We start from the raw sequence: 13,358 nt of genomic DNA, 5'->3' as shown, positions 1-13,358 counted from the left end.
ACGCTACGGCTTGACTACAGCGCATGACACGCGTGTAATTCCAGTGATGTCCTTCGCGACGGGCTGCGGCGGCATCGAGGTCTTGGGTCGAGAGGCGAGGTCGAGGAGGACCCATGTTGCACGAGCTACACCTGATCACCGCCGTCCCCGAGGACGACGATTCCGAGCTGTCCTGGCAGGAGCGTTCGCTCTGCGCCCAGACGGACCCGGAGGCGTTCTTCCCGGAGAAGGGCGGATCCACCCGTGAGGCCAAGCGCGTCTGCACCGGCTGCGAGGTGCGCCAGGAGTGCCTGGAGTACGCGCTGGCCAACGACGAGCGCTTCGGCATCTGGGGCGGCCTCTCCGAGCGGGAGCGCCGCAAGCTGAAGAAGCGCGCGGTCTGAGCACGCTCGAGGCCGTGCCGCCGACGCGTCTGGACGACCAGCCCGCGGCACCCTCCCGTCGGGCGGCCGCGCCGCCGGCGACGGTGACGGTCGTGCTCGTCGCCCGTGACCCGCACGACACCGGGCGGCTGCTGGGCTCCCTCCTCTCCCAGCGCCGACCCCCCGATCGGGTGGTCCTCGTCGACGCCTCGCTCGACGGTCTCGGCGACACCGACGACCTGCTCGACCCGGTCGACGACGCCGGCATCGAGGTGCTGCGCACCCGGATCGGTACCGGCACCGGCAGCCGGCGTGCCCTGCAGCGCGTGGTCGAGGCGCTCCCCGAGGCTGGCCAGGGCCGTGACCTGCTGTGGGTGCTGCCCTCGCGCGCGGTGCCCCACCCGGAGAGCCTGGACCAGCTGGTCGCCGCGGCCCGTCCGGGCGTCGGTGTCGCCGCCCCCAAGCTCGTCGACGCCGAGGCCCCGCGACGCCTCGTCCGCTTCGGCATCCAGGCCACCCGGGCTGGTCGGCTCGTGCCCGACCCCCGACCGGACGCCCTCGACCAGGGCCAGTACGACGAGCTCGGCGGCCGCGACCTGCTCGCCGCGCCGCTGGAGGGGGCGCTGCTCGACCGGGCCGTCCTCGTCGAGCTCGGCGGGCACCTGGCCCGGCTCGGCGAGATCGGGGCGGACCTCGATCTCGGCTGGCGTGCCCAGCGGGCCGGGCACCGCGTCGTCGGCGTCCCGGGCGCCCGGGTCGCGCTGACCCCCACGGCCGCCGAGCACCGCCCCAGCGGCGCGCACCGCCGCCAGGCCCGCCGCGCCGCGATGGCGCATGCCTCGCTGCCGACCCGCCTGCTGCGCGGACCCTGGCTGGCCCTGCTGACCACCCTCACCGCGCTCGGGCTGCTGCTGGCCAAGCGACCCGACCTCGCCCGCGACGAGATCTCGCAGCTGCCGGCCTTCCTCTCCCCGAGCAGCTACCGCGGGACCCGGACCAGCCCGCGGGAGGTCTCCCGCAGCCACCTCGACGCCCTCTTCGTCACCCCCGCCACCGCACGGCAGGCGCTCGCCGACGACCTGCGCGGGGAGCGCGGCGCCGACGGCGTCGACGCCCGCTCGCTCGAGGCTGAGCGCTCCGGCGGGTGGCTGACCCACCCGCTGCCCTGGCTGCTGCTGGCCACGCTCGGCATGTCCGCCTGGGCCGGCCGGCACATCACCGGCGAGATGCGCAGCCGCCTGGACGCCGGCCTCGTCGGCGGCGAGCTGACCGGGGGCCGGGCCACCTCCGCCCAGCTCTTCGACGCCTGGTGGTCGGCGTGGAACGGGCCGGGCTGGGGCTCGGCCGCGGAGCAGAGCCCCGCCATGCTGGTCCTGGCCGGGCTCGCCTGGCTGGTCGAGCACGTCCCCGGCCTGGGCCAGGTGCAGTCCCCGGCCGGCCTGGCGCTGGCCGCCTTCGTCGTCGCGGCGCTGCCGCTGGCCGCCCTGGTCACCTATCTCAGCGCCCGCACCCTCACCGACCGTCGCTGGCTGCGGGCCGTCGTCGCCCTCGCCTGGGTCTCCACCGCGCCGGCCGCCGCGGCCGTCGGCGAAGGGCGGATCGGCCCGCTGCTGGCGATCGTGCTGCTGCCCCGGATCGTGGCCGGGCTGGTCCGGGCCGGACGCCCGACCGGGACCGTCGCCGACGCCGCGCGGACCGCGCTCTGGACCGCGCTGCTGGCCACGGTCCTCCCTGTCGCGGGCGTCGCCGTCGTTGTCCTCGGCCTGGTCTGGCTGCTCGTCGGGCCGGTCGGGCGTCGTGGCCGGGGGGTCACCCTGGCGCTGCTGCCCACCCTGCTGCTCGGCCCGTGGCTGCTGACCCTGCAGGAGCAGCCGCGACGGCTGCTGGCCGGCTGGGGCGCCACCGACACCACCACGGCCGCCGAGCCGTGGCGGCTGGCGCTGGCCCAGGTGCCCGGGGCGCCGCACGTCTGGGCGTGGACCGCCGCCATCCTCGCCGTCGGGGTGCTGGCGCTGCTCGTGCCCGGTCGGCGTCCGCTCTCCTGGCTCTGCGTCCTCGCGGCCGGCCTCGGCCTGGCCTGGGCGGTGGGTGCGCCCTACCTCACCCTCGGACAGCGACCGGTCGGCAGCAGCGACGCCGGGGCGAGCATCACCCCGTGGGTCGGCACCGGCATGCTGCTCGTCGTCGGTGGCGCCCTGACCGCGGTCCTGACGGCCGCCGACGTGCTGCCGCAGCGGCTGCGTCGGGAGCGTCGCGCGCTGCTGCTCGTGCCCGTGCTGGTCCTGGCGGTCGCGGCCGTCGGCTCGGCGGTCACCGTGGCGCAGGAGTCCTTCGGCGAGCGGCTGACCACCTGGCGCGAGCCGCGGCCGACGGTCGCCGTCGACGCCGCCGAAGGACCAGGGGCCACCCGCACGCTGCTGGTGCAGCGGGCCGAGGACGGCATCACCTACCGCCTGGTCGGCGCGGAGATCGGCCCGCTCGTGCGGGACCTGCCGACCGCCACCGCCCCGACGCCGGCCGAGCAGGGCGTGGCCGACGTCGTCGCCGGGCTGCTGGGCGACGGCGGGACCACCGGCGACGCCGCCGGGCAGGTGCTTGCCGAGCAGGGCATCGGCTACGTCGTGGTGACCGGTCCCACCGAGGCCGAGCGCCGGGTGGTCGACGCCACCCCGGGGCTGGTGCGTCTGGGGACCAGCGCGGGCACCACGACCTGGACGGTGCGCCCGGAGGGCGGCGGCGGCCAGGCGCCCAGCCGGGTGCGGGTCGTCGCCGACGGCTCCCCGTCAGCGGTGGATGTCTCCGGCGGCCATGGTGAGACCGACGGTGACGTCCCGGTCGGCCAGGGCGGCCGCCTCGTCGTCGCCGAGTCGCTGGACTGGGCCGACCATGCCGAGGTGACCGCGGACGGCCGCTCGCTCGACCTCGACCACCGCAGCGCCACCCCGGCCTACGAGCTGCCGCAGGACGCCGACGAGGTGGCCGTCGAGGTCGGGGTCGGCCACCCGTGGTGGAAGGGGCTGCAGGGGCTGGCCCTGGCGCTCGCCCTCTACCTGGCCCTGCCGGTCGGGGGCCGTCCGCGGCGCCCGGCGCGAACCACGGACGAGGAGAGGGACGCATGAGGTCCGCCCTGATGCCGCTGGCGCGGGTCGGCGCGGTCGGCGCGCTGGCCGCGGGGGTGCTGCTCGGCGCAGACCGGCTGGACCTGCCGGCCGAGGCCGACGAGCCGACCGGCACCCGCGACGTGGCGGTCGACAGCAGCACGCTGACCTGCCCCGGTGACCCCTTCGTCGGGGACGGTGCGCCGCAGGCGACGGTCACCGGGCAGGCGGTGCTCGCCCCGGCTGACCCGGAGGGCCTCGCCGACCTCGTGACGGTGCCGGAGGCGCCCGGCAGCACCGAGCTCGGACCGGGCGACGCGGCCGGCGCCGACGGCGACCTGCGCCGGCTGGAGCAGCTGGGCGCCGATCCGGTGACGGCGCGCGCCTCGGGCCAGAGCGCCCCGGGCGTGGTGGCCGGGCAGAGCCTCGAGGTCGGCGGCGAGGAGGCCTACGGCCTGGCCGTCACCGGGTGCACGGAGCCCTCGGCCGACCAGTGGCTGGTCGCCGGCGGCGGCGAGGCCGGGCGCCAGGAGCGGCTCGTGCTGAGCAACCCGGGGGCGAACCCGGTGAGCGTCGACGTCAGCTTCCTCACCCCGGACGGCCCGCAGGCGCCCGGCGGCGGCCAGGGTGTCGTCGTCCCGGCGGGGGAGCGGACCGAGGTGCTGCTCGACGGTCTCTCCGGCACCCGGGCCGCCCAGGTGGTGCGGGTGCAGAGCGAAGGGGGCCAGGTGGTCGCCGCGGTGAGCGACGTCTGGCTCGACGGGCTGGATCCCTCCGGCGTGGAGCTGGTCGGCCCGACGGCGGAGCCGGCCACCCGCCAGGTGCTGCCCGGCAACGCCAACGGCGCCGGGCGCGGTCTGGTGCTGGGTGCGCCCGGCGAGGAGGACGCGGTCGTCGAGGTGCGCGGCATCGCCGAGGACGAGGAGCAGGCGATCGAGGTGGTCACCGTGCCCGCCGGCCGGCTGGCCGAGGTGGACCTGCCGGAGATGCCCGGCGTGCACACCTGGGTGGTCGAGTCCGACGTCCCCGTGGTGGCCGGCGCCTGGACGCTCTCGCCGAGCGGCCAGGGCGGGGTCCGCGATCTCGCGTGGTCGGTGGCGGCCCCCGAGGTCGGACCCCTGGCCGGTGCCGCCCTGCCGGCCGACCTGCCCGAGGATGTCCGCCGCTTCGTCGAGGTGACGGCCGGCGAGCAGGATGCCCAGGTCGAGGTGATCCTCACCCGCGGCGGCGAGACCGAGACCGAGACGGTGGACGTGCCGGCCGGCCGCAGCCGGGTGCTCTCCGTCGGCGCCGTCGACGCGGTCCGGGCGAGCACCGAGGCCGAGGACGTGCGTGCCACGGTGCTGCTGTCGCAGGCCGACGGCGAGGTGCTCACCTCGTCCGTGCCCCTGGTGCCGACCCCGCTGACGGTGCAGGACGTGCCGGTCACCAACCTGGACTGACCCGCCCACCCTCCCCTGCGCAGCTGCCCGGGCGAATCGCGCCCCCCGTGCGCAACTGCCCGGGCAAATCACGGCCCTCCTGCGCAACTGCCCGGGCAAATCACGCCCCTCCTGCGCAACTGCCCGGGCAATTCACGGCCCTCCTGCGCAGCTGCCCGGGCAATTCACGGCCCTCCTGCGCAACTGCCCGGGCAAATTACGACCCCCGTGCGCAACTGCCCGGGCAATTCACGGCCCTCCTGCGCAGCTGCCCGGGCAATTCACGGCCCTCCTGCGCAACTGCCCGGGCAATTCACGGCCCTCCTGCGCAACTGCCCGGGCAAATTACGACCCCCGTGCGCAACTGCCCGGGCAAATTGCGCCCCCTGCGCAACTGCCCGGGCAGTTGCGGGCTCTCCTTGGCAATTGCCCGGGCAGTTGCGGATGAAGGGGAGGGGCGGGGTCCCCGGACGGAGGGAACGTGGGGATCAGCCGGGCGGGTCGATCTCGCCGGGATCCACGCCGAGGAGCTGCGCGACCTGGTCGAGCACCACCTCGTGCACCAGGGCCGCGGTCTCGTCGCCGCGCACCGTGAGGGCCTCGATCGGCCGGCGGTAGAGCACCACCCGCGCCGGGAGCCCCCGCTCTGCCGGGAAGAGCCGCGCCAGCGGCGCCGAGGTCTCCCACGGCAGCGGGCCCTCGGCCGGCACGTCCTGCACGGCGAACTCCACCTGGGACCAGCGGCGCCCGAGCACGTCCCGGAACCTGCCCGCGGTGTCCAGGACCAGCGCGTCGAAGGCCTCCGCGCGGCTCACCATGGCCGGCACCGTCGGCCAGGCCAGCGGTCCGCGCAGCCCGCGCCCACGTCGGTCTCGTGCCCGGCTCACCCGGCCCACGGTAGGCCAGCCGCGGCGCGCCCGGCTGGGCCACCCCGCCCCGGTGGCCTACAGTGCCGTGGTGGCTCTCACCCGTCAGTGCTCCCGCTCCGCCTGCACCCGCCCGGCGGCGGCCACGCTGACCTACGTCTACTCCGACTCGACCGTGGTGCTCGGCCCGCTGGCCACCTACGCCGAGCCGCACGCCTACGACCTCTGCGAGGACCACTCCGCCCGGCTGACCGCCCCGCGCGGCTGGGAGGTGGTGCGCCTGTCCACCGACCAGCCCGCTCCGGCCACCCACGACGACCTGGTGGCGCTCGCCGAGGTCGTCCGCCGCCGCCCCGAGCACCCGGCGGCCGCGACGCCCCGTGCCGTGCCGGCGCGCGAGGAGCCGGAGAGCGTGCACGAGACGAGCCGGCGCGGCCACCTGCGGGTGCTGCGCGACCGCGACTGACCCGGCGCGCCTCGCCCGCGAGCAGCCCGGCCGGTTCGCGCCAACTACGCTGACCTGCGTGACCACGCTCTCCGACTTCATCAAGGCCTACGACGTCCGGGGCCTCGTGCCCGACCAGCTGAACATCGACGTCTCCTGGGCCCTGGGCGCGGCCTTCGCCGAGGTCGTCGCGCACGACCACGGGTCGGTGGTCGTCGGCCACGACATGCGTCCCAGCTCGCCGGAGCTCGTCGAGGCCTTCGCCCGCGGGGCAGCCGCCCGTGGCTGCGACGCGGTGCTCATCGGCCTGGCGAGCACCGACGGCCTCTACTACGCCTCCGGGGCGCTGGACCTGCCGGGCGCGATGTTCACCGCCAGCCACAACCCGGCCCGCTACAACGGCATCAAGCTGTGCCGCGCCGGAGCCCGACCCGTCGGCCAGGACTCCGGCCTCTTCGACATCCGGGACCGGGCGCAGCAGCTGCTCGACGACGGCGTCAGCGGCTTCGACGGGGTCACCGCCGGCAGCGTGACCCACCGCGACCTGCTGGCCGACTATGCCGCCTTCCTGCGCGAGCGGGTCGACCTCTCCGCCAGCCGCCCGCTGCGGGTCACCGTCGACGCCGGTAACGGGATGGCCGGCCTGACCGCCCCGGCCGTGCTCGGCACCGACGCCGGGCTGCCGGAGCTGCCGCTGACCCTCGACCCGATGTTCTTCGAGCTGGACGGCACCTTCCCCAACCACGAGGCCAACCCGCTGGACCCGCGCAACCTCGTCGACCTGCAGGCCCGGGTGCGCACCCACGGCGCGGACATCGGCCTGGCCTTCGACGGCGACGCGGACCGCTGCTTCGTCGTCGACGAGAAGGGCGACCCGGTCAGCCCCAGCGCGATCACCGCGATGATCGCCGACCGCGAGATCGCCCGCGAGGTCGCGGCCGGCGCCACCGCCGACCAGGTCGCGGTGGTGCACAACGCGATCACCTCCGCCGCCGTGCCCGAGATCATCCGGGAGAAGGGGGCACGGCCGGTGATCACCCGGGTCGGGCACTCCTTCGTCAAGGCGGTGATGAGCGAGCACGACGCCGTCTTCGGCGGCGAGCACAGCGCGCACTACTACTTCCGCGACTTCTGGTTCGCCGACACCGGCATGCTGGCGGCGATGCACGTGCTGGCCGCGCTCGGCGAGAGCGACGCACCGCTCAGCGAGGTGATGGCCCCCTACAGCCGCTACCCGGCCTCCGGGGAGATCAACTCCGAGGTCGCCGATGCCGCCGCGGTCGCTGCCGCGGTCCGGTCGGCCCACGAGGGTGACGAAGGGGTGCGGATCGAGGAGGTCGACGGCCTCACGGTCCGTCACGACGGCGGTGCCGACAGCGCCATGTGGTGGTTCAACCTGCGGCCGAGCAACACCGAGCCGCTGCTGCGCCTCAACGTCGAGGCCGGCGACGACGAGACGATGGCGCGGGTGCGTGACGACGTGCTCGCCCTGATCCGGAAGGCCTGAGATGAGCGGAACGACCATCGACCCCTGGCTGCGCGAGATCCTGCGCTGCCCGGCCTGCCGGTCGCAGCTGCGCGACCAGGACGGCGGGTCCGGCCCCGAGCTGGCCTGCACCGGGGAGAGCTGCGGCCTGGTCTACCGGGTCGAGGACGGGATCCCGGTGCTGCTCGTGGACGAGGCCCGGCGCCCGGGCTGAGCGGTCCGATGACCCCTCTCGACGAGAGCCGGCTGGACGACCCCCGGCAGCGTGCGGCGATCGACCGCACGGACATGCTGCGTGCCCTGGCCACCGCGGGTGCCCAGGTGCGCCGGGCGGGCTCGGTCGCCCGCGAGGCCGGCGTCGCCGACGGACGGGTCACCGGCGGGGAGCGGCCCCGGGCGGTGCACCTCGCCGCCGTCGGCGCCTCGGACGGGGTGGCCGGTCTGCTGCAGCTGGTGCTGGGCCGGACCGGTGCCGTGCCGCTCTCCCTCGGCGGCAGCGGTCCGCTGCCCGGCTGGGTGGGTCCGCTCGACCTGGTCGTCGCGGTCTCCCTCTCCGGCACGGCCTCCGGACCGCTCGGCCAGGCCCGTGAGGCCGCCCGTCGCGGGGCCCACCTGCTCACCGTGGGGGCGGCCGGCGGCCCGCTGGCCGAGGCGGCCGCGGACGCGCGCGGCACCCATGTGCCCCTCGACCCGACCACCGTGGCCGGGCACTCCCGCACCGCGCTCTGGGGGCTGGCGACGCCGGTCCTGCTCGCGGTCGCCGACGCCGGGCTGGCGACGTTGCCCGGGGGGCTGCTCGACCGGGTCGCCGACCGCCTGGACGGGCAGGCGCAGGCCTGCCGCCCGGACGCCGACAGCGTCGTCAACCCGGCGAAGTCGCTGGCCGCCGACCTGGCCGAGATCGTCCCGCTGACCCTGGGCGACGGCGAGGTGACCGGGGTGGCCGCACGCCGGGCCAGCACCATGCTGGCGCGCACCGCACGCACGCCCGGCGCCTGGGGCTGGCTGCCGGACGAGGCGGCCCCCGTGCTGGCCTGCCTCGACGGTCCGATGGCCGGCTCCGGGACCGCTCCGGACGGCGGCCGGGACATCTTCGCCGACCCCTACCTCGACGAGCCCGTCGGCACCCCGGTGGGTCTGCTGCTGCTGCGCGACCCGGTGCCGGGGCCCGAGGCGGACGAGGGGGAGCGCGCCCGGCACAACCGGGCCCAGAGCGTGCGTGAGCGCGCCGCCGCCACCGGCACCCGGGTCATCGAGCAGCACGCGGAGCCCGGGCACGCCCTGGAACGGGTGGCCGGGCTCACCGCTCTGGTCGACCTGGCCAGCGTGTACCTCGGGATCGGTCACAGCCTCGACCCGGCGGCGCCGCTGCCGCCGCTCGACTGAGCCCGACCCGTCCGTCTGCGACCCGCCCGAACCCGACCGCAAACCGCCCCGACCCGCCCGCTACCAGCCCCGACCCCGACCAGCGCCGCCAGCACCGAGGAGCTCCATGCCGCACCACGACATCGTCATCATCGGCTCCGGCTCGGGCAACAGCCTGGTCACCCGGCGCCTGGCCGAGCGGGACGTCGCGATCATCGAGGGCGGCCCGCACTTCGGCGGGACCTGCCTCAACGTCGGCTGCATCCCCACGAAGATGTTCGTGCTCCCGGCCGACCGGGCCGACGAGGCGGCCCACAACGACCGCCTCGGCATCGCCACCACCTTCGACGGCGCCGACTGGCCGGCGATCCGGGACCGCATCTTCGGCCGGATCGACCCGATCGCGGCGTCCGGGGAGGAGTACCGCCGCGACGGCGAACGCACCACCCTCTACCGGGGGCACGCCCGCTTCGTCGGGGAGCGGTCCCTGGTCGTCGACCTGCCCGAGGGCCCGGTCGAGGTCACCGGTGACCAGGTCGTCGTCGCCGCCGGCGCCCACGCCGTGCTGCCCCCGGCGATCGCCGCCTCGTCGGTCCCGGTGCACACCTCGGACACGATCATGCGCCTTCCCGCGCTGCCGGAGCGGCTGCTGATCGTCGGTGGCGGCTTCATCGCCGCCGAGATGGCGCACGTCTTCGGCTCCCTCGGCACCCGGGTGACGCTCGCGGTGCGTGGTGACGGGATGCTCCGTCACCACGAGACCGAGGTGCACCAGGCCGTCGACGCCGCCGCCGCCGACGCCTGGGACCTGCGCACCGGGGTGGAGGTCACCGGGCTCGAGCAGGGCGACGCCGGCGTCGTGGCCTCGCTCAGCGACGGCAGCACCGTGACGGTGGACGAGGTGCTCGTGGCGGTCGGGCGCGCGCCCAGCACCGAGGGGCTGGGCTGCGACGCCGCCGGGATCGACCTGCACCCCGACGGCCGGGTCGTCGTCGACGGCCACGGGCGCACCACCGCCGACGGGGTGTGGGCGCTGGGCGACGTCTGCTCGCCGGAGCAGCTCAAGCACGTGGCCAACCAGCAGGCCCGGGTGGTCGCGCACAACCTCGCCCACCCCGACGACCTGCGCTCCTTCCGGCTGGACGCGGTCCCCTCGGCGGTCTTCACCCACCCCCAGGTCGCCGCGGTGGGCATGACCACGGCCCAGGCGCAGGAGGCCGGCCACGACGTCGTCCGGTACGTCCAGGACTACGGTGCCACCGCTTACGGCTGGGCGCTGGAGGACGAGACCAGCCGGTGCGTGCTCGTCGGCGACCGGCGCACCGGAGCGCTGCTCGGCGCGCACCTGGTGGGCCCCCAGGCCTCGGTGATCATCCAGCCGCTGATCCAGGCGATGTCGCTGGGCACCCCGCTGACCGAGGTGGCCCGTGGCCAGTACTGGATCCACCCGGCGCTGACCGAGGTGGCCGAGAACGCGATCCTCGGGCTGCTGGAGCAGATGGACCCGCACGTGTCCGAGAGCCTGCCGTCCTGAGCGGGCGGCTACCCTCGTGCCCGTGCTGACCGAGCGAGACCTCCCCGCCGCGCCCACCGCTGCCCCGACGGGGGCCCGGCGATGAGCGGCGGTCTCTTCGCGCTGCTCGACGACATCGCGGCGCTCGCCCGGCTGGCCGCCGCCAGCGTCGACGACGTCGCCGCGGCCGCCGGCCGGGCCAGCGCCAAGTCCGCCGGGGTCGTCGTCGACGACACCGCGGTCACCCCCCAGTACCTCGAAGGGGTGAAGCCGGACCGCGAGCTGCCGATGATCCGGAAGATCGCCACGGGCAGCATCCGCAACAAGCTGCTCTTCATCCTCCCGGCGGCGCTGCTGCTGAGCCAGTTCCTGCCCTGGATCATCGAGCCGATCCTCATGATCGGTGGCTCCTACCTCTGCTACGAGGGCGCGGAGAAGATCTGGGAGAAGGTCTCCGGGCACGAGGGCGGCCACGCCGAGCCGGTCGCCGCGCAGGGGGAGGGCGCCGCCGCCCAGGAGGAGCGGGTCACCTCCAACGCGATCCGCACCGACTTCATCCTCTCCGCCGAGATCATGGTGATCGCGCTCAAGGAGGTCGCCGACGAGGGCTTCGTCTCGCGGGCGGTCATCCTCGCCGTGGTCGCCGTGCTCATCACCGCGGTCGTCTACGGGGTCGTCGCGGCCATCGTCAAGATGGACGACATCGGGCTGCGCCTGGCCGAGAAGGAGTCCACCGAGAGCCTCGGGCGCGGGCTGGTCAAGGCCATGCCCAAGGTGCTCGCGGCGATCTCGGTGATCGGCACCGTCGCCATGCTCTGGGTCGGCGGCCACATCATCCTCGTGGGACTGGAGGAGACCGGCTGGCTGCCGCAGCCCTACGAGTGGGTGCACCACCTCGAGGAAGGGGTGGCCGAGGCCACCGGTGCCCTCGGCTGGGTGCTCGGGTGGCTCACCAACACCTTCTTCTCCTTCCTCCTCGGCCTCGCCTGGGGCGCGGTCATCGTCGCGGTGATGCACGTGCTGCCGATCGGTCGTGGCGACGACGGGGAGCACGACGGCGGCGAGCACGACGAGGCCGGGACCGCCCGGGCCGGCTGAGCCCCGGCACCCGACCGCCGCGTCCCCCACCGGCGCGGGTCCGGCCGGTGCGCGGGCTGCCGTCTACACTGGGAGCCGCCGGCGTGGGTGATGACCCCAGCGGCCCGGACGGGCGACGCCGCGTCAGCCACCACGAACCCAAGGAGCTTTGACGTGTCCTTCGACTACAAGGTCGCCGACCTGGGCCTCGCCGAGGCCGGCCGCCACCAGATCCGTCTGGCCGAGCACGAGATGCCGGGCCTGATGAGCCTGCGCGAGGAGTTCGGTGCCTCGCAGCCGCTGGCCGGGGCGAAGATCGCCGGCTCGCTGCACATGACCGTGCAGACCGCCGTCCTCATCGAGACCCTCACCGCGCTCGGCGCCGAGGTCCGCTGGGCCTCCTGCAACATCTACTCCACCCAGGACGAGGCCGCCGCCGCGGTCGTCGTCGGCCCGAACGGCAGCGCCGACGACCTGCAGGGCGTCCCGGTCTTCGCCTGGAAGGGCGAGACCCTCGAGGAGTACTGGAGCTGCACCGAGCAGATCCTCACCTGGCCCGGCAACGACGGGCCGAACATGATCCTCGACGACGGCGGCGACGCCACCATGCTCGTGCTCAAGGGCCGGCAGTGGGAGGAGGCCGGGCAGGTCCCGCCGACCACCGAGGACGACGCCGAGGAGTTCACCGTCTTCAAGGCGCTGGTGCGCCGCACCATGGAGTCCGACCCGACGAAGTGGACCGAGATCGCCAAGCAGATCAAGGGCGTCACCGAGGAGACCACCACCGGTGTGCACCGGCTCTACCAGCTGGCCGAGGCCGGCGAGCTGATCTTCCCGGCGATCAACGTCAACGACTCGGTCACCAAGAGCAAGTTCGACAACAAGTACGGCTGCCGGCACAGCCTGATCGACGGCCTCAACCGGGCCACCGACGTGCTCATCGGCGGCAAGGTCGCCGTGGTCTGCGGCTACGGCGACGTCGGCAAGGGCTGCGTGGAGAGCCTCGCCGGCCAGGGCGCCCGGGTGATCGTCACCGAGATCGACCCGATCTGCGCGCTGCAGGCCTCGATGGAGGGCTACCAGGTCGCCCGCCTCGAGGACGTCGTCGGCCAGGGCGACATCTTCGTCACCACCACCGGCTGCTACGACGTCATCACCGCCGAGCACATGGCGCAGATGAAGAACAAGGCGATCGTCGCCAACATCGGCCACTTCGACAACGAGATCGACATGGCCGGGCTGGCCCGCACCGAGGGCATCACCAAGACCGAGATCAAGCCGCAGGTCCACGAGTGGACCTACCCCGACGGCCGCTCGATCATCGTGCTGTCCGAGGGCCGCCTGATGAACCTCGGCAACGCGACCGGTCACCCCAGCTTCGTGATGAGCAACTCCTTCGCGAACCAGACCATCGCGCAGATCGAGATCTTCACCAAGACCGACGAGTACGCCAACGAGGTCTACACCCTGCCCAAGCACCTCGACGAGAAGGTGGCCCGGCTGCACCTCGACGCCCTCGGCGTCGAGCTGACCGAGCTGAGCAAGGCGCAGGCCGAGTACCTCGGGGTGGACGTGGCCGGTCCGTACAAGCCGGAGCACTACCGCTACTGAGCGTCACCGGTGCTGGAGGGCGCTGGACGGCGCCGACCAGCGCACCACGACGGGGGTGTCCCGGGCACAGCGCCCGGGACACCCCCGTCGCGCGTGGCACCCCAGGAGGTCCGC

General features: G+C 74.8%; 11 protein-coding genes. 10 read left to right on the top strand and 1 reads right to left on the bottom strand.

Annotated features, from left to right (window positions below):
• The first annotated feature begins 113 nt into the window (after positions 1-113).
• The 3 genes from BJY28_RS00465 to BJY28_RS00455 are packed head-to-tail and all read left to right on the top strand — an operon-like array spanning position 114 to position 4,902.
• Positions 114-383, top strand: coding sequence for a WhiB family transcriptional regulator (locus BJY28_RS00465; protein ID WP_179461268.1), 270 nt, complete (start codon positions 114-116; stop codon positions 381-383).
• A 14-nt stretch (positions 384-397) separates the two neighbouring features.
• A complete protein-coding gene (locus BJY28_RS00460) occupies positions 398-3,481 on the top strand; it encodes a glycosyltransferase (protein ID WP_179461267.1) in 3,084 nt (1,027 codons plus the stop codon).
• Positions 3,478-4,902, top strand: coding sequence for a DUF5719 family protein (locus BJY28_RS00455; protein ID WP_179461266.1), 1,425 nt, complete (start codon positions 3,478-3,480; stop codon positions 4,900-4,902). The genes BJY28_RS00460 and BJY28_RS00455 overlap by 4 nt, the downstream gene beginning before the upstream one ends.
• A 467-nt stretch (positions 4,903-5,369) precedes the next feature.
• Here the strand turns inward: BJY28_RS00455 and BJY28_RS00450 are convergent, their stop codons facing one another.
• Complete coding sequence (locus BJY28_RS00450) at positions 5,370-5,768, bottom strand: metallopeptidase family protein (protein WP_343036877.1); 399 nt, start codon at positions 5,766-5,768, stop codon at positions 5,370-5,372.
• A gap of 70 nt (positions 5,769-5,838) precedes the next feature.
• Between BJY28_RS00450 and BJY28_RS15925 the strand changes: the two genes are divergently transcribed.
• The 7 genes from BJY28_RS15925 to ahcY all read left to right on the top strand — a co-directional run bounded on the left by BJY28_RS15925 (position 5,839) and on the right by ahcY (position 13,244).
• Positions 5,839-6,213, top strand: a complete 375-nt coding sequence (locus BJY28_RS15925; protein ID WP_343036876.1) for a DUF3499 domain-containing protein — start codon at positions 5,839-5,841, stop codon at positions 6,211-6,213.
• Between the two features lie 58 nt (positions 6,214-6,271).
• The gene (locus BJY28_RS00440) at positions 6,272-7,699 is read left to right on the top strand and encodes a phosphomannomutase/phosphoglucomutase (RefSeq protein ID WP_179461263.1); all 1,428 of its coding nucleotides are present in this window, start codon (positions 6,272-6,274) and stop codon (positions 7,697-7,699) included.
• 1 nt (position 7,700) lies between these two features.
• The gene (locus BJY28_RS00435; protein WP_179461262.1) at positions 7,701-7,892 is read left to right on the top strand and encodes a Trm112 family protein; all 192 of its coding nucleotides are present in this window, start codon (positions 7,701-7,703) and stop codon (positions 7,890-7,892) included.
• A gap of 8 nt (positions 7,893-7,900) precedes the next feature.
• Positions 7,901-9,064 carry an SIS domain-containing protein gene (locus tag BJY28_RS00430; protein WP_179461261.1) on the top strand — a complete coding sequence of 388 codons (1,164 nt, stop codon included), beginning with the start codon at positions 7,901-7,903 and terminating at the stop codon, positions 9,062-9,064.
• 106 nt (positions 9,065-9,170) lie between these two features.
• Positions 9,171-10,577, top strand: a complete 1,407-nt coding sequence (locus BJY28_RS00425; protein WP_179461260.1) for a mycothione reductase — start codon at positions 9,171-9,173, stop codon at positions 10,575-10,577.
• An 81-nt stretch (positions 10,578-10,658) separates the two neighbouring features.
• Positions 10,659-11,654, top strand: a complete 996-nt coding sequence (locus tag BJY28_RS00420) for a DUF808 domain-containing protein (RefSeq protein WP_179461259.1) — start codon at positions 10,659-10,661, stop codon at positions 11,652-11,654.
• A gap of 153 nt (positions 11,655-11,807) precedes the next feature.
• A complete protein-coding gene (ahcY, locus tag BJY28_RS00415) occupies positions 11,808-13,244 on the top strand; it encodes an adenosylhomocysteinase (protein WP_179461258.1) in 1,437 nt (478 codons plus the stop codon).
• Positions 13,245-13,358 lie beyond the last annotated feature (114 nt).

The sequence above is a fragment of the Janibacter alkaliphilus genome, from assembly GCF_013408565.1.
Taxonomy (GTDB): Bacteria; Actinomycetota; Actinomycetes; order Actinomycetales; family Dermatophilaceae; genus Janibacter; species Janibacter alkaliphilus.
Note: the sequence above shows the minus strand (reverse complement) of the source record. Positions and strands in the feature narration are given on the sequence as shown.